The following is a 23,544-nucleotide window of genomic DNA, read 5'->3' as shown; positions in this document are numbered from 1 at the left end:
ATGTTGATTAATGGTCAAATTAAGTGAAACATCACTTCACTGCATCTCGCAGCTCTTCAATATGCGCTTTCTTGACCACGGTCGATCCAGCTGTCAATGTTGGATCAGTGTAGGTCGGCGGGCTAAATCCAAGCGCGTTTAGCGCCGGAGCCAGATAATCGCGAAGGTCTTTAACATGGATCGTTTTGATAAGAAGCCCATTCAAAATCGAATCGGTCCAAGGAGGCGTATTCGGTAGCACCCCCGCCGTAGCCCTTACCGCTTTAACCGCCTCACGCAGGTCGACGATATGGGCTGTCTTCACAGCGGTGCTCCCGGCGATCAGGGGATCATCTGTAAATGCATATGTCGTTGCTAAATCAATCGTGCTATAACCCGAGACATTGCCAGCCTTGTCGATCGCACGGACTTTGTAGAGATAGGTCACTGTGCTAGTAACCCCACTGTCGGTAAGAGTCGTTGTAGTCGGATCTGGAGTCACTCGGAAATAGGAACTACCACTCAGAGAAGATCTACGCCAAACTTCATAGTGATCGATGACCCCATTATCGTTCGAAACATTCCAGGTCACCGTCACGCTAGTGGTCCCATTTGCCGTTGCTTTAACGTTTGTTGGTGGATCGGGGGGTTGAGTATCGTTGGAAGCAGTTTTGGTTTTAACTCGGTTGAGAGCGTCGTAAGTAAAGGAAAGAATCTTTCCTCTCGAGTCTCCCTGTCTTATTATATTTCCTACGCTATCGTAGCCATACGATACCCCTCCGACATCGGGATCGTTCATGAACGTCTTACGCGATAGGGAGTCGTACTGGATAGAAGTGACCTTGTTTGCCGCATCGGTGACAGAGGTGAGATTCCCCAAGGCATCGTACACATAAGTGGTTGTCGCGTAGGCCGAAGTGGCAGGATCGCTCGTAGGACAGGTGGAGTAGGTCGTCGTAAATTCATAGACCTTCAGCAAACGGCCGTATGCATCTTTTGTCTCCCACCTCAGATGGTTTTTAGGATCAATGGTTCCACTCGACCAGAGCAAGTAGCAGAAGAGTGTTCTGACAGGGGTTTGGACTGTATTATCCGGGTAGGTAATCTGCTGCTGACGTCCAATCACATCATAGGTATAGGTGGTTGAGCCGTTCATCCCTCCGCCCTCAAAATAAGGGAGGGTCTTGCTGTCAACTTGGCCTAAATTGTTGTAATGGGTATCGGCAACAATGAATTTGCTATCGGGTCCGGTCTTTTTTTCTTTAATCGTACGGCCGAGACCATCAAAGTAGACCCAGGAAGAAAGTGTAGTGGTGGCTTCTGTAGAGGTGGTTGTTTTGACATATTGTGAACCGACCGTTCCGAAAATGTTTGTCGCATCCGGAGTACATCCGGTGGCGCTGACGCATGGATAGCTCCAGGTGGTTGAACCCCCCTCCGGTGAGTTTACCTGGATCTTTCGGCCAAATTTGTCGTAAGTGGTGGTCGTGACCTTTGCATTCGGATCGGTCACACTCTTCACCTGCCCATAAAGACCGTTATCGGCCGCCACTCCATCCACGCCGTAATATTGAGTTATCATCTGGTGACCCAATGCATTGGTGACGACTTTCGGAAAAGTAGAAGAGCCGTCATAAGAAATAGTTGTCTTATTCCCGTTAGCATCCCAGGTACAGGTCACATTTCCATAGGAATCATAAACCGTCTGGGCTTCCGGATTGGCACCTCCGACATTCAGCCAGCGAACCACCGTGGTCAGATCTCCTTTGGTAGGGGAATTTGAGGTATGACTCGTCAGCGGAGCGCTACAGCTTGTCGATTCATCATAGTAAAAATCACTTTGAGCCATTCTATTAGAGCCATCGGTGCTGATGCCTTTATAAATAATTTCGCTGGTCGGAAGGCCTAAAATCCAAGTAGTGGTATTGGGAGAAAAGCTTCGGACCACTGTTTGATCGTCTGTGACAGTCGAGAGATCGCCTTTACGATCCTCGCGAGTTAGATTCCCATAGGTATGATCATAAGTATATACAGCTTCGGTCTCCTTACAGGAAGAGGTCGTATCACAGAACCAACTGTTTTCCTGCTGGAGAGGAGTGAAATAAGGAACCCCACCTTCGTCTGCCGTGTAGATGAACTCCTTTTTCGAACGTGTTTCACCTGTATTATCCTTCACAACAACGCGATAGGGACGGCCAGCCGTGTATCCTTCCAAGTCGCTGCCATTATCCGCGGCGACCGTAACGCCATTCCCCTGGTGATAAAAGGTCTCGGTTGTATTGTTATTCTCGGGATTGGTCGCTTTGATAGAAGCATAACCGCGGAACTCCCGAGCTGCAGCACTATAGTAGGCGCCCTTGTAACTGTAGTTCGTGGTGCTGAAATTCGCACCTGCCGGACAGAACGTCCCGTTGTAATTATCACAAACGGAAATTCCATCAACATTCTGGCTAACGAAAGGTAGATTCCAACCGGCATCGTTAGAAGTCCAATATGCCGAGGAAGGTTTATAAAAAATAGACGTGTTGCCGCCGATTCCGTTGGAGACAACAATCAACAAATCGGAGATTCCGGTGTCGATTTCGGAGGTGCCCGTGTTCATTTGTGTGATCTTCCAATTGCCGCTCGACTGATGGCACCAAAAATCTATTTTCCCATCTCCGTCTAAGTCTCCCTCCCGACACGGATTCATATCGGTAGGGGTGAAAGCCTGCACAGTGCCTACAATCCCGGAGGCATCAGTAAACCCTCCCACCATAAAGAGGGTTTCGTTCACGACCCCGGCTGCTAAAGCATAGCGTTCGGTCGGCATCGGCACATTTTCAGTCCAGACGTCGCTCATCGGATCATAAGCCATTAAAGTATCGAAGGCAGAACCGTCGGCCGTCGAGATAACATAAATAATTCCGTTCACCACACCTGCACCGGAGGTAATATCGAACGCTGGTGGTGTTGACGTTTTGGTGGCCCAACTATTTGTCTCAGGATTGTACTCTTCCACCGTTGTCAGCGCATCCGAGGTGCTGTTACGTCCTCCGATCGCATAGAGTTTTCCGTTCACTACGGCCACGGCCAGACGACTGCGCGGGGTCGGCATTGACGTTTTTGTCGACCAAGTATTCGCCACCGGATCATATGCTTCGACCGTACCCAGATACGCATTGTTACTCCCCCGTCCGCCGACGGCATAGAGGATCCCGTTTATCACTCCCACCGCCAAGCCCCTCCTTGGCGTCATTGGAGCCGACTGATTTTTAGTTGCCCAGGTGTTGCTGACGGGATTATATTCCTCTACCGTCGAGAAAGAGGTTGAACCGTTCCATCCTCCCACCGCATAAATTTTCCCATTCACTACCCCTACGCCCAATTCGCCGCGTGCGGTATTCATTGAGTTTTTATTCGTCCAAGCAGTATCTGTCTCGGGGTTATAGGCTTCTACTGTGCTGAAAGGAGTACCTGCACCATTCGAACCTCCGACAGCATAGAGGGTTCCGTTTACTACCCCGACGCCCAGAAACTGACGTGAAGTATTCAGTGAAGGCTTGATGCTCCATGGATTGTTAATAACCGTCCCGGTCAGAGGTTTTGCCGTCCAGCCGCTTCCTGTGGATATTCTCAAGTCCCAATTTCCGCTTCCCATCGATCCTTGGCACCAAAAGTCTGTTTTTCCATCTCCATCCAGATCACCACTCCGGCATTGATTTCCTACAGGAAGAGCAATCGCAGGTCCGGACCAAGGTGAAGAGCTTGGCGTGAACCAACTGCTCCCGGTAGAGAACCGGACATCCCACAGGCCCGTACCATTCCCCGTTTGACACCAGAAATCGGTTTTCCCATCTCCATTCAACTCGCCGGTAAAACACCGATTGTCCACAGGGATGCCGGGTGTTGGTCCCGACCATGATAGAGGTGTTTGCCATCCCGTTCCATTTGAAAGAGCAATCTTCCAACCATTTATCCAACACCAGAAATCAGTTTTACCATCTCCGTTCAAATCTCCAGAGAGGCACTGATTGCTGACAGGGAAATTCGGCGCAGGTCCGGACTGGAGTGATGGCGCCGACCATCCAGTCCCAGTAGAAAGCCTCACCTCCCAGTTGCCTGGAGGCCCTTCGCTCTGACACCAAAAATCGGTTTTCCCATTACCGTCAAGATCCCCTGTGAGGCATTGACTCGCCGGAAAACTAGTGGGAGGACCTGACGATGAGCCAGACCAAGAAGAAGCATGATTCCAACCGGTCCCGGTCGACAACCAAATATCCCAGCTACTGCTTCCGCTGGTCGCCTGACACCACATATCAGTCTTGGCATTTCCATCCAGGTCGCCGGTGAAACAGTGCCTGCTAACCGGAAAAGCGATCGCTGGACCGGTCCAAGGAGACGGCTGCGTCCAACCTGTTCCGGTCGATAAAAACACATCCCAAGATCCAGAACTGCTGTTGGTCTCACACCAAGAATCGGTCTTTCCGTCTCCATTAAGATCTCCACCAAAACAACGATATCCAAGCGTCGATGTGGGAGAGTAGCCAGTCCATGTAGATGTTGTCCAATCTACTGCAACATTCTTCGAAACAAATGTGACATCAGGCAACGCCTTGGCCCCCGGTGTGTCTCCATCACTTCCGTACTGTGTCACCTTGCCTAAGATACTTCTCCCGCTATTGCTAACGGCGCAACTGGCACCTGCCCCGCAGTAGCCCAAAACGTACTTTCGGTTGAGTGTCCCCGCAGTCCCGTTCCAATTAGAGTAAACTTTGATTTCTGATAATCGGTAGGACGTCGTTACAGAGAAATTCGATCCAAAGAGCGTTGGCTTGTCCGTGCGGTTGCCGCTATCTGGGACAAAGACAATGTGGTTCGATTGATAATCGACTGTGGCGGGGTAGATTTCTCCTTGGTCATTCAAATATGAGTAACTGATGGTATTGTTATGGATATCAGTGACCGTTTCGAGCGCCCATTTGAAAACCCCCGGAGGACCGGATTGCTGCGAATGTTTTGTGGTTGGATCCTGTCCAAATGTGTAAGTCGTTCCAGCTTTATCAACGGCCTGCCAATAAGAATTATTGATGAAACGAAACTTGATGAAACCCCCTTCAATTTTGGCACCATAGCAATCGTTATTACTACAACTAGGCCAATCGTTTCGGGGAATCAGTTCAGAAGAAGCACCTCCCAGCATGAAGACGAAGCAGGGATTGGCAGCAGAAGAAGTACAGTTGTAGTCGACGCCATTCTTCATGCTCCGCATGACATAACCAATCGGCAAATCCCAGCCTACGCCGAGAAAACCATTTCCACCCGAAGAGTTGTATGTAAGCCCTAATCCGGGAGTAAGGCCGTTGCGACCGGGAGGAACTGCAATAGGAATGGAGTAGGTGAAGGGGCCTGAATTTCCGCCGACGGAACTCTTTCCTTCAATGGGGAGAGAAACTTGACTATGGACGAAGGGAGGAGAAATTGAAAAACTAATGAGCAGAACCAAAACAGATAACCAGCGCCGCCACTGTAGGTACATAAACCGCTCCTTTTAGTGCGTAGGTGTACTGCTTCTAACGCGTGGCTGAAATCTACCGCCCGGCTTGTTGAAGTGTTGCACTTACTGGCATCAGTTATTAAAGATAAAGAAAGCGTATTTTTAGATTTCTTAGTCCAGAAAAGGCTATTGGAAAGTCTTCAAATAATAGCCAGGTACAGTCACCACCATCTCCCAGTTCCACTTCGAACCAAACAGAACGAAACGAGAAACCAAAAGCTGAAGCAATGACCGGGACGACGGGAACAAGGAAGCTGTTTCAATCGGCGGGGTCGGTATTCCTTATGAAGGTATCTTTTAGTAGTATGAAATTCAGGCGGATATTAACAATGAGGGAAAATAGATGTCAAGAAAAAAAGTAATTACTTGCATCATATTTGATGAAAATACCGAGTAACATGTAGCTGAGTGGGGGTTCTTGCGGCAGGAAGTTTTATCTTTGCAAGTTTTATTTAAGAAGCTTTCCCCTTGCAATACCCCACCGGTTTGAATAAGATACCGGGCTGGACAAAGGATACCGATATGATGAAACCGATCGAACAACTCTTCGAAACCCTCCTCTGGCGAAGCCGCTTCATCGTCATTTTGGCGGTCGTCTCCAGCCTCGTCTCCTCGTTCATTCTCTTTGTGATCGCGACGATCGACGTGGGATGGTTGGTGGTAAAGACGGTGACCTATCTGCTCGGTTCGGGCGGCGGGGAGGGATACGATGCCTTCCACAGCAACACCATCAGCCACGTCATCACCGCCATCGACGACTACCTACTGGCGACTGTGCTGCTGATCTTCTCGTTGGGGCTCTATGAGCTCTTCATCAGCAAGATCAAACAGGCCGAAGAAGACACCCACAGCAGCTCTCGGATTCTGCTGATCAAGACCCTCGATGATCTGAAAGACCGGCTGGCGAAGGTGATCTTGATGATCCTGATCGTCTCCTTCTTCAAGAACGTCGTTCACACCAAGTTCGACAATCCCCTCAACATCCTCTACCTTGGCTTCGGCATCCTGATGGTCGCCCTCGCCCTCTACTTCACCAACAAGTCCGGCCACCACGGGGAATAAATCGGCGGGGAAAAGCGATCTAATTCCCTCTTACCTTTTCTAAAAACAGTTGAACATTCCTTCGAAAAAGAAAAAGGGCCGTGTCCTTGGCGGAGGATTGAATCGCTGCATCGGCGGCGCGCTCGATCTCCTCGGCTCGGATGCCGTACTTTCCTGCGATAAACAAAGCATCCTGGATATCTTCTTCCGTGAACCGGCGCAACTTCGCAATGATTAAATCGAGGGGGCTGAGGGCCTTTACTTCAAGGTGTGCGTCCTCATAGAGGGTCACCGCGCGATCCTGGTAGCCGGGGGGCATCGCGATCACCGACCAGCCGGAAATATCCTCCCCGAGATCGGCGGGAATCTGATGATCTTTAAGAAATTGAAAAAGCCCCTCCAAATCTCCACTTACTTCCGCATCAAGATCGAAGGTCGCCCTGTCGCGCATGCCGTAATGCTGCAACGCAAGGGCACCGACGAGGATTAACCGCAGACCCCCTTTTTTCCGATGGGAAAACTCTTTAAGGAGCGTGATGACTCGTTCAAGGTCGACTTGCGACAAAGTTGAGCGCCTCCAAAAGGATTCGATACTCTCGCATATCCACTTCGCTCTTACGCGACGGCAACGATCTCTTTCCCGCGTGGCCTTCGATCATCGTCTTGAACTGACTGTGCCAAGCGCAGGCTTTTTCATAAGCGACGTTCACCTCGGGCCGATCGAGATACGCTTCCCACGGAATGCTCTCATTGATCAAGATCTCCAGCCAGAGCAGACGGAGACTCTTGGAATTGGCGAGAGCCGCTTCCAGACTTTCGTCCCCGGTGTAGAATGGAATAATCCGAAGCCTTGATGGACCCACGCCAAGCCCCCTATTCCTCGTGCTCTCGATTCCTCATTCCTAATTGACCGATTCGTAATCGCCCCTTCAAAACCACCCTTCTTGCCGCCGCTTTCGCTGCTTCTTCTTGAAGGGATAGATCAGCGCCATGCCGGCGAGGAAACCGCCAACGTGGGCGAACCAGGCGATTCCGCCGACCTGGCCCCCGCTGAAGAGGCCGCTGACCGTTTGAACCAGAAACCAGATCCCCAAGACCAACACGGCCGGGATGCGGATGATCTGGATGAAGAAACCGATCGGAACGAGGGTCAAGACCTTCGCATGAGGGAAAAGGAGAAGATAGGCGCCGAGGACCCCCGACACCGCGCCGCTGGCCCCGATCATCGGAACGCGGGAGCCGGGCTCGGTGAGGGCGTGGCTGTAGGCGGCAAGCACGCCGCAAATGATGTAGAAGAAGATGAAGCGGACATGCCCCATCACATCTTCGATGTTGTTTCCGAAAATCCAAAGGTAGAGCATGTTCCCCGCCACATGCATCAAACCGCCGTGCAGGAACATCGAGGTCAAAACACTCGAAGCCGCCACGATCGACGGCGCCCCCCCCTCCAGCCCCCGGACCAGGTTCGCCGGAATCGCGCCGAAGGCGAAGATAAATTCCTCGGCGGACGGACCGAGCGAAATCTCGTAGAAGAACACAACGATATTCACGGCGATCAGGCCGATCGTCACCACCGGCGTGGTGCGGGTCGGGAGATCATCTTTCAATGGGATCATCTGGGACTTCCTTTTTTGTCTTTTGAGCTGAAAGCGGACGATGGATCGCTTATTAAATCACGAATGGGGGGGTGTCGTCTATCTTAAGGAAGGAGTCCCTTCGCCGGCCCGCTTGGAGAGAAGAAGATGGGTCTCGGTTCCGAAGAGACCATCTTCCTCCAATCCCTCTTTCTGCTGAAAGAAGCGGAGGGCCTTCGCCGTTTGCGGTCCCCAAAGGCCGTCGGCCGGCCCGACGTAGAGACCTTCTTTGGTCAGGACCTCTTGGATTTTTTGAACGGAGGGGTCCGGCCCCACCCTTCGGAATGGAAGTTCCAACCCTTCCATTTCCCGCCAAAGCAAAATGCCGCTCCCCTTCCATGCCGCGGTCAGCTCGCGAAGGGGAACCCGCTTCCGTCCGTCCAATGGATCATAGAGCAACGCCTCCTCCCCCTCGATCTTAACGAGAACCTGGTAACGGTGTCCAGCCTCCTCACTGAAGGAGAAGAGAAGCGGCGAATTAAACGCGAGGACCTTCTTCAACGTGAGCGGCAGCGGATACGTCTCGATATTGTTTTCCCGCAGCCACTGAAGCACCTCTCCCATGCTCTTCTCCCGCCATCGCTCCTCGGGCGGAAGCGGGGTCAAGAGATTCAGCAGGGTGAGATAGGCCCCCTTTTCGGTCTCGACAAGGAGTTCAACCCGATAAATGCCGTCCGGATCGAAGAGCGGTTTGGATGGAGCTATCTCCGGGATATTTTTTCCCGGAGGGAGGACGATGGGGGCCGGGCTCCCCGCGGATCTCTCCTGCATGCCGACGGTCCCCGTCAACGCCTCGATGGGAGGGGATGATGCGACATCGGACGAGGGCTTGGCTTGCACCGATTCGACCCGGACCGCTTCCCGAGAGAAAAGCCCTCCTTTCCAAAGAAGACCTGCCAAGAAAATCGGAATCAAGAGGGCCATCCCCCAGGCGACCGGGAGCGCATAACGGCCGAGCAACGCGGTCCGTCTCACCGGCAGGCGGGAAGGGCCGGCAGCATCGGCTTTCTTCAACTCCTCCACCGCCTGCTGGACCAGCGTCTCGGAGACAAAGGTTGTGTTCGCCACATAGGCGGCCAGAAGGGCCTGGTCGGCGACGACGTTGATCAACCGCGGAAACCCATTGCTGAAAGCATAAATCCGATCGATCGCCTTCGGCGCAAAGGCGACCTTTTCCTTTCCCCCCGCCACCTCGATTCGGGCGTCGATATAGGCGGTGACCTCCTTCCGGTCGAGCGGCTCGATTTCGTACATGATCGAGATCCGCTGCCGAAGCTGGCGCAGCGCATGCTGCGAGAGGGTCTCCTTCAGCTCCGGCTGCCCGATCAGGAGGATCTGGATCAGCTTCGACTGGTCGGTCTCCAGGTTGGAGAGAAGGCGGATCTCCTCCAGACACTCGATGGTCAACAGCTGCGCTTCGTCGATGATGAGGAGGGCGTTTCCCCCCTGCGCGAGAAGATCAAGAAGAAACCGGTTCAGCTCATCTAACAGGGCCTTCTTGGTCTGCCCATCCCCCTTCAGACCGAAGTCCTGGTTGATGCTCTGCAGCAGCTCCACCGTGGTCAGCTGGGGATTGAAGAGAAGGGCGGTCCGGACGGTCGGATCGAGCTTGGCCAGCAGGTGCCGGCAGAGGGTCGTCTTCCCGGTGCCGACCTCCCCGGTGACGACGATGAAACCTTTCCGCTCTTTCAGGCCGTAAAGAATATGCGAGAAAGCCTCTTGATGTTTCTTGCTGGAGAAAAAAAAGCGCGGGTCGGGGGAGAGCTTGAAAGGGGGCTCTTTAAAACCGAAAAAAGGAAGATACATCGGGTCGGTCTTCAGCTCACGATTTTAATTCTTCATCTGTCATTCCCGATAGCCCACGAAAAGGGGCGGCCACCAGATGTTTCATCGGGAATCCAGATTATTTAAATATGACTCCTTCTGGATTCCCGCTTGCGCGGAATGACACCTTACTTATGGATATCGGTTTCCGTGAAGATCTTGATAAAAAATCTCGGTCTGCTTCTGCACCGTCGTTCCGGCCGGAAGCCCTTTTCGGATGCGAACGCTGACGGCGAAGGTCCGCTTCTGCTGCGGTCCCAGATCGTTCATCTTCCAAATCCACCGCTTGCCCTCTTTTTCGGTCGGCTCGGGATCGGCATGAACGAATTCCAGCTCCGGCGGAAGAAGCTCCGAAACGATCACGTTCCGCGCGAGGCCGGAGCCGTTGTTGGTGACCGTCGCCTGGTACGAGATCACCCCCCCCGGGAGGTTGTCGCGCGATAGAAGCTGGCTCTGAATCGCCACCATCGGGAGGCTCAAAAGGAGCGCCCGGCTCGCCGTGGCGATCGCTTTGCCGTCGTGTCTCGACTGGGCATCGAGGCGAATATCGAGCCGCTCGCCGTCGCGGCCGACCGGCACCTTCACCCCCACCAACACCGGGAAGTTCTCCCGTGTGCCGAGAAGCGGCGTCTCGGTGATCGCCGGCTCGCCCGATTGGAAAAGGCCGTCCTGGTTCTTATCGAAGTAGAGGGTCAAGCGGTCCGACGGGGCGCCGGCCGCCTTCAACGCAAACTGGTCCGGGCCGTTCCCCAGGTTCGTCAAAGTAAACGGGAAGAAAACCTGATCTCCCGAAACGACCCGCTGCTCCTCCTTCGCCCCCTCGAGACGGAGCGAGGCGACCTGCATCACGGAGACCGGCGGCGAGAGAAAGGGGACCTCTCCGCCGACCGAGGCGAGATAGGTCCCGCGGTTCAATACCTGCTGGCCGGCGGCGGTTTCGTCCCCCACCTTGAAGGCAACCTCGATCTTCTCATTTCCCTTCGAATTGATTCCGGAGAGGTTCCAATAGATCGCCCGGCCGGCCGACTCGACCCGCTCCGGCTGCGGCGAAGCGCTTAAGAAGACCAAAGAAGGATGATAAGCGTAGCGGACCCGCACGTCGCGCGCTTCCGAACTTCCATTGTTGATCAGGACGATCGTATACCGGACCTCTTCCCCCGGACGCGCCCGCTCTTTGTCGGAGCGGTACTCGCCGAGGAGCAGCGGCGCCGACGCGACGACCGTCTTCCTCACCCACTGAAAACTGTTCCGGTCGAATCGGGAGGCGACCTTGATCTCAAAGACTTTGTTCTGGTTGTCGGTCATGTTCGAAGGAAGATGGACCCGCAGCCGCGCCCGGAACGATTGGTCGGGCTGGAGGGTCGGGGTGGTCTGGATCGTCTCCCCGGCGCTCCCCTCGGCATAGAAGGTGGGACGGAACTCGATCGGAAAGGTCGAATCGAGGGTAAACGAATCTTCGCCGTTTCCGCGATTGGTGATCACGACCGGGAACTCGACATCCTCGCCGGGATATCCCCGCTTCTCATCGGCCGACGGCTCGACCTTGACCTCGGCGACCTGCGGAATGACAAGAAGAAATCCCTCGGCCGGACGGGTGGACGCGGACCGCGGCGGAGCCGGCATTTTCTCTTCCGAAAGCGCTTCCTTTGCCGCAGCGGGAGGGGTTTTCTTCGCGGCGGCTTTGGGAGGGGAGGCCGCTTTCGCCGCCGCTTCCTTCGCTTCTCTTTCCCTTTTCTCCACCTCTCGTTTTTCCGCGCGGGCGAGCGCGGCTTCTTTTGAAACGATCATTCTCTGCAATTTTGTCCGGAGGGGGCTCTCCGGAAAAGCCTGATCAAGCTGGGAGAGGGTTTCCCGGCTCTTGTCGGTCTGCTTCGTTTCCAGATAGGCGCGGCCGAGCCAGAAGAGCGCCAGATCGCGTATCTTACTCTGAGGGTATTTTTGAAGCACCTCTTCGAAGATCGGAATCGCCTTCTCCGGCTGGCGTTTCTCCATCAGATCGTGCCCTTCGAAGAAAAGGGCGCTGTCGTCCTTCTCGGCGGAGAATACCGCGGGGGTAAAGAGGGGAAGAAGTAGAAGGGAGAATACCCAGAGAAGGGTCCCTGATCTTTTCCAAAGAGATCTGGATAAGAGCTGAAATGCCTTCAACCTGAGGCGACTCCTTACTTATGTCGAAAGGAAAAGTGTGGGGTGACAAAATTCGTATAAAATGTTACACACATTCCAATTTTTGTCAAATTGAGGATCTCCCCTCCCCTTCTTGATCCTTCAAGACAATCTTGCTAAGATGGGCTGCTTACGTGAGGTCTTCGTGACGGCCAAAGCGGCATCCGATCCAATTACCGACGCCTCCTCGGAAAACCGGGAGATCCCCTCCGGCTCTCCTCCGATCGACATCCCGCCGACCCCGGTCGGGGAGCAGATCTATCTGAGGCGCCGGGCGCTGCGCATTCTCTGGGTCGCCTTTCGGATTTTTTTCAGCTACTTCATCTACAAGCTCGGCTCCCTCTACGTTCCTCGAATGAAGGCGGTGGAGTGGAAAGAGGCGCTGCATCGCAAAAACGCCCTCCGGATGCAGAAGGCGGCCCTCACCCTCAAGGGATTGCTGATCAAGGTCGGCCAGTTCATGAGCGCCCGGGTCGATCTTCTCCCCGACGCCTACACGCAGACCCTCTCCCTGCTGCAGGATCAAGTCCCCCCCGCCCCCTATTCGACGATCCGGACCCGATTCATCCAGGAGTTCGGCGTCCCGCCCGAGACCCTCTTCGAAACGTTCAACGAGATCCCCCTCGCGTCGGCCTCCCTGGGGCAGGTCCACGAGGCGACCCTTCGGGAAGATGGAATGCGGGTGGCGGTCAAGGTGCAATACCCCGAGATCGAGCAGATCGTCGAGATCGATCTCCGCGCCATCCGCTGGATCGTCTGGGTCCTGCAGAAGGTAATGACCAATATCCGCTTCGACATTCTCTATACGGAGTTCTCCAAGATCGTCCATAAGGAGCTCGACTATTTTGTCGAGGCCCGGCAGGCGGAGCAGTTTCATAAAAATTTCGCAAGCGATCCGCGCATCGTCGTCCCGAAGGTCCTCTGGAATTACACCACCGGACGGATCCTCACGCTCGAATTCGTAGAGGGGATCAAAATCAGCCGGACCGAGGAGATCCGCCGCGCCGGGATCGACACCAAGGCGGTCGCCACCCTCCTGGTCGAATCGTATATGAAGCAGATCTTGCAGCATCGCTTCTTCCACGGCGACCCTCATCCTGGGAACCTCTTCGTTCAGCCGGGGCCGCGGCTCGTCTTCGTCGATTTCGGCCTGATGCAGCAGATCGACACCGGCGTCCACCGCGGGATGGAGAAGATGATGATCGCGATCATCGACCGGGAGATCACCGGCATCGCCCGTGCCCTCCTCGATCTTGGATTCATCGCCCGGACCGAGCGGATGGAGGACATCGAAAACGTGGTCCGCTTCTTCATGGACCGATACCGCGACATCTCCCCCCGCGCGTTCAAACGGATCACCCTGACGCAGATCGCGCAAGATCTCGAAACCCTCTTCCACGTCTACCCGTCGCTTCAGGTCCCGAATCACTTCATCCTCGTCGGACGGACCGCCGGGATGCTCAACGGCCTCTGCTCGCAGCTCGATCCCGACCTGAACATCATCGAAATCGCCGAGCCGTACGCCAAGAAATTCGTCGGCTCGCCCGATTTCGTCGGCGAGATCTTCTCCAGGGGAAAAGAGATCGCGATTGCGTTGATCGAGCTTCCGGTGGTTCTTCGAAACTTCTTGGAGCTCGCCAGCAACGGACAGTTTCGGACCCGGATGAACTCGGAAGATCTGACCGCCATTCTGACCAAGATCTACAAACTTGCCTACCGAACCGTCCTTGCGGGATTTATCGTGACAATGACGCTGCTTTATAGTAATCTGGTCCGCAGTTTCAACACTCCCATGGGCATCGTGCTCAGCACGATGATTGTTTTTCCGGCGCTCGCCCTTCTCTACTCATTCGTCAGGCGAAAATAATCTATCTTAAAAAACCCGTCGGAACCCGGAGGGCGGATCAAAAACCAAGAGGAATTGAAATGAGCAATAAAAAAAGACACCGGGTCATCCTATGGATCGTCTGCGGACTCAGCCTGCTTCCGCTGGCCTGCAGCCGTTCTTCGGAACGGGAGATCGCCCAGGCGGAAGCGGCTTATCAAAAGAAAGACTTCAGCCGAGCGGTTGCCCTGAGCGAGTCGGTCCTCCAGAAAGAGCCGGCCTCCCTTCCGGCCCATCGTCTCAAGGTATTGGCCTCGATGGCCCAGGGGGAGATCGAGGGGGCCTTCAATGAATACGACCAGGTAGAGAAGAACCATCCCGACATCGCGCCGGCTCTTCTCAAAGCCATTTCCGTCGAGATCATCAACAACGCCCTGACGCACGAAAATTATTTCGTTCGGAGCGCCGCCGTGAAAGCGATCGGTGAGATGGGAGATCGGTCTCAAATTCCCCTGATCATTCCCGGGCTGAAAGACTCCGCGCCGTTCGTCCGATTCTTCACCGTCGAATCGCTCGGCCAGCTCGGCGGTCCGGAGGCGCTGAAGCTCCTCCTCGCCATGGGGAAAGATCCCGACGGGATGGTCCGGGTGGCGGTGGTGAAATCGCTCGACGATATGGCCGCGTCCAAAAACGGCGCCCCCGCCGGGGTCGATATGAACAACATCCTCGCCACGCTGATCGACGACACCGAGCCGACGGTGAAGCTCTTCGCCCTCGCCGCCCTGACCCGAAACGGCGACGAGAAGGCCTTCTCCCAGATCATGGAGATCGTCCCGAAATTGGAAGGCCCGGCGCGATCGGCCGGGGCCGCGGCATTGGGGAGAACCAAGCGGCGCGAGGCGGCCCCCCTTTTAACGAAGATGCTGGCCGATCCGGATGCCACCCTTCGGATGTATGCAGCCGAAGCGATGGGAGAGATTGTCGCCCCGGAGAGCTTTGCCCCGCTCGCCAAGGCGATCACCGACGCCGACCCGGCGGTTCGCGGCGCGGCGGCCACCTCGCTCGGAAAGCTCGGCGATCCGAATGCGATCCCTCTCTTGGATAAAACGGTCACCGATCCCGACCCGATCGTCCGGGTCTCCGCGGCGGAGGGGCTCCAGCGCCTCGGAAAGCGGGCGATGCCGATCTACGAAGCGGCCCTCGCCGAGAGCGACTACGCGGTCCGCCACTTTACCGTCGGCTCATTGCGGAAGGTCGGCGGTAAAGAAGCGATGCCGTTGTTGAAGAAAGCGCTCGGCGATGAAGCGCAGCGGGTCCGCATCGCCGTTGTCCGGGCCCTCGGCGAGGTCGGCGGACGGGAGGCGATCCCGATCTTGAAGGAGAGCCTGAAAGACCCTGACAGCTCGGTTCGGACCTACGCGGCGGGAAACGTCGCCCGGCTCCTCATCCAGACGGAGGAACGGCTCGTGAAGAAGGAGGGGGCGTAGCGATGTTCAGAACGCTCTTTTTGCTCCTCCTGCTCGCCGCCTCTTTCGGCGCCGGCTACTTTCTCGGCGCCGCCGGGACGACCGAGGTCAAGAAAAATTACATGACCCTGAAAGAGGAGATGTTCTCCAAGACCCGCGGCCTTGAAACCGAGGTCTCCATGATGCGCGTCCGGCTGAACCTGACCGAAGCGCGCGAATTCTTAAGCGCCGCCGGCGATGAGGTGAAGCGGAAAAACTTCGGCGATGCGGAGAACAAAGCCAGCAAGGCTAAAGAGCGGATCACGAAAGCGGTCTCCCTCGCCTCCGAAACACAGAAGAAAAACCTCGCCCCCCTTCAATCGGAAATGGAATCGATCCAGGTGTCGATCAAGAAGTTGGACCCGAAGGTCGCCGGCAAAATCGAGGCGCTGGAAAAGGCACTAGAGAAGGCGACGGGGTAAATTCTTCCTGTCATCCATCTTTCCTGCTTCTATAATTCTCTTAAACGTATTCTGAAAAATTCAGAGCAAAAGATGCCCCTTTTATCCAATTAGCCGACCTCGTACATATCCTGGGTCAGATCTTTGAAAAGGGTCGAGCGGTTTCGGCCCGCCCGTTTTGAGGAATAGAGCGCCTTGTCGGCGCAGGAGATGAGCTCTTCGCGCTGGGCGGCATCGGCCGGCTGAGAGGCAACACCGATGCTGACGGTGACATCGATCTTCTGCCCCTGCCAATCGATCGGGGCCGACTCGATCGCCTTGCGGATCCGCTCGGCCATTTGCCACGCCTGCATCGAATCGGTCTTCAGCAACAGGACCACAAACTCCTCGCCGCCGTAGCGGGCGACCACGTCGAGCTTCCGGACCATTTTGGCCAGGAGTTTGGCGATGACCTTCAGGACGGCGTCCCCCGCCGGATGCCCGAAGGTGTCGTTGATCTTTTTGAAAAAGTCGATGTCGATCATCAGAATCGAGAAGGGCTCGGGGTGACGCGCGTTGCGGACGAATTCCTCCTGGAGCCGCTCTTGGAAACGGCGGTGATTGTAGACGCCGGTCAAGCCGTCGGTGATCGCCAACCGCTCCACCTGCGCGTGGGCCTGCGCCTCGGCGATGGAGATCGCGACATGATTGCAGAGAATCGAGAGAACGTGCCGATCATAGGTGGTGAAGGCGTTCTCCTTCTCGGAGAGGAAGAGGACCACCCCCATCGCCCGGTCTTCGATGATCAACGGAAGCCCGAGGAACGATTGGCAATCGACGCTGATTTTACACCCGTCGGGAAAAATCTTGTGCTTCGCCCGCTGCGAAGGCAATTGAGAGAAGAGGAGCACCTGGCGGTTCTTCACGATGATGCTGAGCAATCCGTTCGTGAGGGCGAAGGTGTAATCGACGACGGCCGGATCATACCCCTTCACCGCCTTCACCGTCAGCCGCCTCTCCCCCGGCTCGACCAGGAAGATAAAGCAGCGGTCGTAATCGATGATCTCTTTCGCCGAATCGGCCGTGATCTCCAGACGATGATCGAGATCAAGCCGGGAGCCGAGACTTTTGCTGATCTCCAGAAGGGCCGAGTAGACCCGCGTCCGCTGGCTCATTCGCTGCTGCTCCCGGTAATAAGTCAGCACCGTCACGATCTCCTGGGCCACCCTCTGGAGCACCTCCTCGTCCTGGCTCGAGAAAGCATGGTCGGCAAGGCTATCGACACAGAGAAGCCCTTCAAAAAGATCTTGATCGAGCACCGGAACGGCTAAAAGAGAATGCGGGATCACCGATCCGTCGTCATAATCGAGCGGCTCCTTCTGATCCGGCAGATCGGCAATCGCAACGGCTCTCCTCTCCTTCGCGATCCAGCCGAGAATTCCCTCGCCGAGGGGGATCGTCCTTTGGAGATCGATGCCGAGCGGCGCTTGTCGCCCCTGGGCCGCCCGGACCCGGAGGAGCTCTCTCTCCCGATCGTATGAAAGAAAAACGGCGCGGTGCGCCTGCATCCGGCTCGCCAGAATCAGGCCAAGAAGGTGCTCCAGATGCCCCTCCAGCCGCTTCGCCAGCATCTGCGCCTCATCCTTTTCTTCTTCTTTCGAAAGACGCGCCAATTCCGGCCGCTGCTTCATATCGGGAAGAGGCACCGCCTCCTCCATCTTGTTATTCTTCAGCTTCTTCATTAACATCTCCCGCTCTCGGTAGAACGCACGAAGCCCCCATTTTACGGTGAGCGGGATGACGATCAAAGCAAGCGGAAAGAAGACCATCCATTGGGAAAGGGGATTGGCCGGGGGGGCGACCGATAAACTCACCCCCTCCAGAAAAAAGATGCCGGAGACCAGGATCATACTTCTAAAAAAGCTGAATTGGAAAGAGGCAACCAGGAGGACGACGGGATAGAGGGTGAGGAAGTAGGAATGGACGCCACCGGTCTGCTGAACGACGGCGTTGACCAACAACAGGGAGAGGGCCGCCCCCTCCCATTTCATCGCGGCGGTCCGAACCGGCGCCCGGGTCCACCGATAGGCGAGAGAAGCGGCGAGATAAACGAAGAGAGTCAACCAGACGATCCGCCCCGGGGAGAAAAAAAGATCGCTCGGCCGGGCATTTCCGGCGGAGAGAAGAAAGAGGATAAAGAGTGAGACGATCCTCAATCGTATCCCTCCGGGCCGTGTCCCTCCAGGCGTTTTTTGAGGATGCAGAGAAAGGGGTAGGTTTCTTCAGGCTGGTGGATGATCTGAACCAGCTCCCATCCCTGCGCCCCGAGAAAGTTGAGCTGGTTGTCGATCTGCACCCCGGCGAGTCGTTCCGACTTATATTCCCATTTCGGCACGTCAGGACTCCTTCAGAACGGGGGGTGGAACGATAACAAGACCGTCCTCAGACCTTGATCATCAATAATTTCTTCATCTTCTTTTTCCAGAGAAGCCGCTTGAGCTCTTCGATCTTTTCCCGCGCGGCCTCTTCCCCTTTCCGGATCGCCTCGTCGGAACGCCAGAAGTCGGACCAGTGAAGCTGGCCGACGTCCGGCCGAATGACCAAATCGGCTTTCGCCAATTGGGAGCTGGATAAGGCCCGGCGGGTGATCTCGCTGGCGCGCAGGACGATATCGAGCCCGCTGGTGAAATCCCGGAGCATTCCGGTGTTCTCCGAAGCGTCGATGGCGATGACAAAGTCGGCCCCCCGTTGAATGAGCGGGTCGACCGGGACCTGGTTCACCCAGCCACCGTCGATCAGCTTCGCATCCCCGATCGTAATCGGCGGGAAAACGCCGGGAATGGCGCAGCTGGCCGCGATCGCCCTGCGGATCGGACCCTCCGAAAGAACCACCTCGCTTCCGTGGGCCAGATCGGCCGCAACGGCCAGAAAGGGAATCACCGTCTCTTCAATCCCCTTGTCGTCAAAGAGCCGGCTGATGTGCGCGACGTAGTCTTGCTCGGAAATGAACGAGGAGCGCCGGAGGGAGATGCCCCAGAAGATTCCCTTCTGGAGATACGATTTGAGGTTCGTGATGAAGCTTGCGCGCTTTTCCTCTTCGTAGTGCTTTTTGATAAAGAAGAGCTTGGTCCGGCGGAACGATTCGCTGCTTAAGTAGTCGCAGGCCCGCTGGCGGACCTGATCGGCGTTCGGGTGTTGCGCGTACATGGCGCCGGCGATGGCGCCGAAGCTGGTCCCGGCAATCAGATGGAGCTCGATCCCCTCCGACTCCAGGACTTTCAGCACACCCAAATGAGCCAGCCCGCGCGCCCCTCCCCCGCCGAGCGCCAGGCCAACTTTAAAATACTTCTGCATCTTAAACAATCAAAAATTGTTTATGACCCAGGAAATGCAGGTGATGGAGTGCGGACATTCGGGTGATGCGTGCATCGCCCCGGCCGGATCCGCAATCCGCATTCCGCACTTGTCTTATGAAGCGGCCCCTTCGGCTTTCTTCTCTTTCTTTTTGCCCTTCGCCTCAATGAAAGCGGTCCGGGTTTGAATCGTTTTCTTTCGCCGCTGCGCCCGCTTCAGCTTCTTGAGGGTCTCTCGAAATGAAGCGCGATCTCCCCCCGCCGACTCTTTTCGCTGCGCCGCCACTTTTGTTTTCAGCTTGCTGATCCGCTTCTCCAAATCTTTTACCTCTGCCACGTTCTTCTCCTTGTATAGTTTATATCACATCTTCTTCCGAATCTGACTCCTTGTTTTCTCTTCTTTACCTACCAGGTTTGCACTTTGGTTCCATCGAGCCCGACCTGGTCGCTGCGGCTGTAGACATCGTAGACGTCCCTGTCGCATGAGATCGTTGAATCGGGCTCGTCTTCATAACAGCGGGTTCCCCACTCGGTCGAACGGGTGAAGGGATCGATGGGGATCCGCCGAAGATATTTCCGGATCTTTTTATCGTTCGGATCGGGCACCGGAACCCCCTCGACCAAAACCCCCAGGCTTCTCGGATAACCTGTCTCTTCGTTTGCGATATCCGATTCGGAATGGGAAATCCGCTTCGAATCCCAATCATCCTTAAATCGATCGATCGCCGATCGGAGATCCCGCAACGCCTGCCGCAATTCCATCTCTTTCGCCCGCCGCTCTCCCATCTTGGAAAGCGGCATCGCCGCCGAGGCGAGGATCAGAATAACGACCGCCGTCACGATTAATTCAAGGAGCGTCAGTCCCGACTGGTCTTCTAGTTTTCTGAAAAAAAACTTCATCGAACATTAATGAGTCCGGGGAAAATATCGGCATTGATCGGGCCGCGCGAGGGATTCAGCAGGCGCACATTGCGGAAATCGACCCGGCTCGAAGCGCCGGCCCGCTGCCCCTCAAAAACGAGGGTGAAGAGGGTCCCCGAGCCGCTGATCCCCTTTTCGTCGGTGACCCGGTTGATCTGGACATCCACGGCGCCTCCGTTCGGCGGCGTCGATGAGACCAACGACACATTCTTCCCGTCTTTTTTCATAAAGTCTCCCTCGACCACCTCCTTGAGGGTGAGGACGGTCGGATCAAACGCGATCGACATCGTCGCCGAGGAGAGGTCCTTGGCGTTATCGACACGGACTTCGATATTCACCGGCCCGTTTACAGTCGTCGTCGATTCCCTCGGAAGGACGGAGAGGATCGGAACCAATCGGGTCTCCGACTGGGGTTGGATCGGCGCCGTCCGCGATTGGCCCGAGGGAGGGAGCGGGGCCGAGGGAACAGGGGCAGAAGGGACCCCTTCCGGTTCGCTCCTGACCTCACCGACGGTCGGAAACTCGGAGAAGAGCGGCCGCGTCGAATAGGTCTCTTCGGTCCCCGACCAGAACGACTGCAGCGGCTTCTCCGGGGTCTCGAAGGTCCGGATGATCCGGGGGGTGATCGTCATGACGATATCGGTCTTCGCCTTGTTTTTTTCGACGTTGGAGAAGAGCCGGCCGATCAGCGGGATATCCCCCAAACCGGGAATCTTGTTCGTCGTCGTCCGCTCGTCGTCCCGGACCAAGCCGCTGATCACGACCGTCTCCCCGTCGCGGACATTCAAAACGGTCTCGGTATTCCGGTTGCCGAAACGGAACTGCTGCTGGCCGTTTCCCAAGTTAACCAGATCGCCGAGGGAGGTGACCTCCAGATTGAGCTTCATCGTGACATCATTGGTCAGATGGATGTTCGGCTCGATCGTCAGCTTGATGCCGACGTCCTTGAATTCAATCGAGGTGGTCGTGGTCGCTCCCCCGATCACCGTGGAGGTCGTCGGGTTCGAAGTGGTCGTCGAGAGGAGGATCGGAACCCGATCGCCGATGTTGATCTTCGCGCTCTTGTTGTCCATGACCCGGATGCGCGGATTCGCCAGGGTCTGCGCCTCCGACTCCTGCTTGAAGAAATCGACCAAGATCGAGGGAAGAATCAGGAAGATGGCCGAATCGTTGAGGTCCCGCAATTCTTGAAGGCTGAACGCCCCGGGCGTCTCGTCGTCGCTGATAAAACCGGAAACCCGGCCGTCGCTGAAGTTCCAGCCGATTCTCGAACCCTTCGTCCGGTTCATCTCCAAGATTTCGACCTCGAACATCACCTCGGCCACCTTCCGATCGTTCGCCTCGATGATCTTCTCCGCCAGCTTGACCTTTTCGGGGGTATCCCGAATGACGATGGTGTTCAATTCGTCGTTGACGAAGACGCGCCGGGTCTCCAGCATCGTCCGGAGCAGGTTGACCATATCCTTCGCCCGGACATTCGAGAGATAAAAGGTCCGGATGATCAGGTCCTGGTATTGATCGACCTTTTGTTTGGTCTTGGGAATGACCAGGATCGTCTCCTCGCTGATCCTCTTCATGAAGAGATTGTTGGTCGACAAAATCAGATTCAGCGCCTCTTTGAAGCTGGCATCTTTGACGAAAATGCTGATCGTTTCATCCCGGACGTCTTTGTCGAAAAGAATGTTGATCCCCGCCGATTTCGCCAAGAGCTCGAAAACCTCCTTCAGCCGCGCATTCTGGAACTTGAGCGTGATCGGCTGGGTCGATTTAAGAGAGAGCTCATCGGCTTCATCCCCCACGGTCCGCTGTCCTTTTCTCGCCTGCGCCAGGATCTCCGCGCCTTGGGGGAGGGTCGGGTCGCGCTCCAGCGCCCGCTCGAGAAATTCGATCGCCTCGCCGAATCGCTCGGCCTTCAGCAGTTTTTGTCCGAGCGAGAAATGATCTTCCGCCTCTTTTTTCCGGAGGGTCTTGGCGAAAAGATCCTGGTACTCCGCCCGGCTCGGATCGAGGAGCATCGCCCGCTTGATTTCCTCCAGAGCAACCGGAAGATTTTTTTGGCTGAGCAACGCTTTGGCCCGGTCGGCATGAACGGCGGCCGCTTTTATCTTGGCCTCGTCCATCTTCTGCTTGAGCTTTTGATTGAAGGGGTCTTTCTTGAGCTCTTCCGAATAGATCTGATAGGCTTCTTCCCAGCGTTTTTCCTTGGAAAATTCATCGGCGAGACGCACCTGCTTGGAGGTAAAACAACCGGAAAGAAGGAAAAAGAAAAGGGCCGCCCCAATGGTTATTGATACACGACCCCGGTTTTCTTGCACAGGCCCTCCTAAACAAAAATAACGTAAGGCGTAAGGGGTGAGGCATCAGGAAAAGAGGCTTTCAATCTTCTTCGCCTCACGCCCAACGCTTCACGCCTCACGTGTTCTAATCCCTTTTAGGCATTCTTAAAATAATCGACGGTCTTCATCAGACCCTCTTGTAGCGGGACGCGCGGCTCCCAATCGAGCGTTTTATGAATTTTCTGGCATTCGAGGCAGCTCCGGACCTGTTCTCCCTTCTTCTCCGGACCGTGGATCTCTTTCGCCTCCGCGCCGGTAATGTCGAGAAGATGACGGAAGAGCTGATTGACCGAGGTCTCCTTGCCGGTTCCGACGTTGAACGTATCGTTGACCTGGCTGTGGATCACCGCCATGTTGGCCTCGATGACATCTTCCACAAATACATAGTCTCGGGTTTGCATTCCATTTCCATTGATGACCGGCTGCTCTCCGCGAAGCATCTTTTGGGTGAAGATCGCGACCACCCCCGCTTCCCCGAACGGGTCCTGCCTCGGTCCATAGACGTTGGCGTATCTCAACGCGGAATAATCGAGGCCGCAGACCTTCTGATAATAATAGAGGTAGTGCTCGCTCGACAGCTTGCTGACGCCGTACGGCGAGAGCGGATGGGTCGGATGCTCCTCCGGCGCCGGAAAGACCTGTTGATCGCCGTAGATGGCGCCGCCGGATGAAGCGAAAACGACCCGCCGGGCGCCGTTTCGAACGGCGCACTCCAACAGATTCAGGAGGCCGATGATATTCGACTGGGCGTCGAAGGCCGGATCGGCCACCGACCGGCGGACATCCATCTGCGCCGCATGGTGGCTGACCACCTCGGGCTTTTCCTTCTGAAAAATCCGCTCCAGACGATCGCTCAGGATATCGAGCTTGTAAAACTTCGCTTCTTTGTGGATGTTCTTTTTCTTGCCGGTCGAGAGATTATCGACCACCACCACCTCATGTCCCTCTTGGATCAACCGATCGACCAGATGAGAACCGATAAACCCAGCCCCCCCCGTCACCAACACTTTCATCTGCGTCCTTCCTTTCTGTATGAGCAGGAGTTCA

17 protein-coding genes are annotated in these 23,544 nt (G+C 55.7%); 4 read left to right on the top strand and 13 right to left on the bottom strand.

Annotation, left to right across the window (positions count from 1 at the left end; genetic code table 11):
- Positions 1–31: 31 nt before the first annotated feature.
- The gene (locus MCM46_14785; GenBank protein MCG3113080.1) at positions 32–5,497 is read right to left on the bottom strand and encodes a fibronectin type III domain-containing protein; all 5,466 of its coding nucleotides are present in this window, start codon (positions 5,495–5,497) and stop codon (positions 32–34) included.
- A 540-nt stretch (positions 5,498–6,037) separates the two neighbouring features.
- Here MCM46_14785 and MCM46_14780 point away from each other — a divergent pair.
- Positions 6,038–6,577 carry a YqhA family protein gene (locus MCM46_14780; protein MCG3113079.1) on the top strand — a complete coding sequence of 180 codons (540 nt, stop codon included), beginning with the start codon at positions 6,038–6,040 and terminating at the stop codon, positions 6,575–6,577.
- 19 nt (positions 6,578–6,596) lie between these two features.
- Here the strand turns inward: MCM46_14780 and MCM46_14775 are convergent, their stop codons facing one another.
- The 5 genes from MCM46_14775 to MCM46_14755 all read right to left on the bottom strand — a co-directional run bounded on the left by MCM46_14775 (position 6,597) and on the right by MCM46_14755 (position 12,159).
- Positions 6,597–7,121 carry a DUF6036 family nucleotidyltransferase gene (locus MCM46_14775; GenBank protein ID MCG3113078.1) on the bottom strand — a complete coding sequence of 175 codons (525 nt, stop codon included), beginning with the start codon at positions 7,119–7,121 and terminating at the stop codon, positions 6,597–6,599.
- Positions 7,102–7,419, bottom strand: a complete 318-nt coding sequence (locus tag MCM46_14770; protein MCG3113077.1) for a hypothetical protein — start codon at positions 7,417–7,419, stop codon at positions 7,102–7,104. The genes MCM46_14775 and MCM46_14770 overlap by 20 nt, the downstream gene beginning before the upstream one ends.
- Before the next feature lie 66 nt (positions 7,420–7,485).
- Complete coding sequence (locus MCM46_14765; protein ID MCG3113076.1) at positions 7,486–8,172, bottom strand: rhomboid family intramembrane serine protease; 687 nt, start codon at positions 8,170–8,172, stop codon at positions 7,486–7,488.
- A gap of 78 nt (positions 8,173–8,250) precedes the next feature.
- Positions 8,251–9,996 carry an AAA family ATPase gene (locus MCM46_14760; protein MCG3113075.1) on the bottom strand — a complete coding sequence of 582 codons (1,746 nt, stop codon included), beginning with the start codon at positions 9,994–9,996 and terminating at the stop codon, positions 8,251–8,253.
- Positions 9,997–10,146: 150 nt separating this feature from the next.
- Entirely contained in the window at positions 10,147–12,159 is a 2,013-nt protein-coding gene (locus tag MCM46_14755) for a tetratricopeptide repeat protein (protein ID MCG3113074.1), read from the bottom strand.
- A gap of 163 nt (positions 12,160–12,322) precedes the next feature.
- On the opposite strand from MCM46_14755, the gene MCM46_14750 reads away from it, so the two are divergent.
- Genes MCM46_14750 through MCM46_14740 form a run of 3 tightly spaced genes read left to right on the top strand, consistent with a single transcriptional unit; the run spans position 12,323 to position 15,929 of the window.
- Positions 12,323–14,044 (top strand): AarF/UbiB family protein, encoded by a 1,722-nt coding sequence (locus MCM46_14750; GenBank protein MCG3113073.1) that lies wholly within the window; start codon positions 12,323–12,325, stop codon positions 14,042–14,044.
- A 59-nt stretch (positions 14,045–14,103) separates the two neighbouring features.
- Positions 14,104–15,489 carry a HEAT repeat domain-containing protein gene (locus MCM46_14745; protein MCG3113072.1) on the top strand — a complete coding sequence of 462 codons (1,386 nt, stop codon included), beginning with the start codon at positions 14,104–14,106 and terminating at the stop codon, positions 15,487–15,489.
- A gap of 2 nt (positions 15,490–15,491) precedes the next feature.
- Positions 15,492–15,929 carry a hypothetical protein gene (locus tag MCM46_14740; GenBank protein ID MCG3113071.1) on the top strand — a complete coding sequence of 146 codons (438 nt, stop codon included), beginning with the start codon at positions 15,492–15,494 and terminating at the stop codon, positions 15,927–15,929.
- A gap of 89 nt (positions 15,930–16,018) precedes the next feature.
- Here the strand turns inward: MCM46_14740 and MCM46_14735 are convergent, their stop codons facing one another.
- The 7 genes from MCM46_14735 to MCM46_14705 form a co-directional block, all read right to left on the bottom strand.
- Complete coding sequence (locus MCM46_14735; protein ID MCG3113070.1) at positions 16,019–18,103, bottom strand: diguanylate cyclase; 2,085 nt, start codon at positions 18,101–18,103, stop codon at positions 16,019–16,021.
- Entirely contained in the window at positions 18,100–18,282 is a 183-nt protein-coding gene (locus tag MCM46_14730; protein ID MCG3113069.1) for a DUF4177 domain-containing protein, read from the bottom strand. Before MCM46_14730 ends, MCM46_14735 begins: the two co-directional genes overlap by 4 nt.
- Before the next feature lie 47 nt (positions 18,283–18,329).
- Positions 18,330–19,241 carry a patatin-like phospholipase family protein gene (locus MCM46_14725; protein ID MCG3113068.1) on the bottom strand — a complete coding sequence of 304 codons (912 nt, stop codon included), beginning with the start codon at positions 19,239–19,241 and terminating at the stop codon, positions 18,330–18,332.
- A gap of 114 nt (positions 19,242–19,355) precedes the next feature.
- Positions 19,356–19,577 (bottom strand): hypothetical protein, encoded by a 222-nt coding sequence (locus MCM46_14720; protein MCG3113067.1) that lies wholly within the window; start codon positions 19,575–19,577, stop codon positions 19,356–19,358.
- A 68-nt stretch (positions 19,578–19,645) separates the two neighbouring features.
- Positions 19,646–20,140, bottom strand: a complete 495-nt coding sequence (locus MCM46_14715; GenBank protein MCG3113066.1) for a type II secretion system GspH family protein — start codon at positions 20,138–20,140, stop codon at positions 19,646–19,648.
- Positions 20,137–22,476, bottom strand: coding sequence for a cohesin domain-containing protein (locus MCM46_14710; GenBank protein MCG3113065.1), 2,340 nt, complete (start codon positions 22,474–22,476; stop codon positions 20,137–20,139). The genes MCM46_14715 and MCM46_14710 overlap by 4 nt, the downstream gene beginning before the upstream one ends.
- Before the next feature lie 116 nt (positions 22,477–22,592).
- Positions 22,593–23,510: an NAD-dependent epimerase/dehydratase family protein gene (locus MCM46_14705; GenBank protein MCG3113064.1), complete on the bottom strand. Its 918-nt coding sequence runs from the start codon at positions 23,508–23,510 to the stop codon at positions 22,593–22,595.
- Positions 23,511–23,544 lie beyond the last annotated feature (34 nt).

This window comes from Candidatus Manganitrophus morganii (assembly GCA_021651055.1).
GTDB classification, from domain to species: Bacteria; Nitrospirota; Nitrospiria; order SBBL01; family Manganitrophaceae; genus Manganitrophus; species Manganitrophus morganii.
The sequence above is the reverse complement of the archived record's forward strand: the minus strand, read 5'-3'. Positions and strand labels throughout refer to the sequence as shown.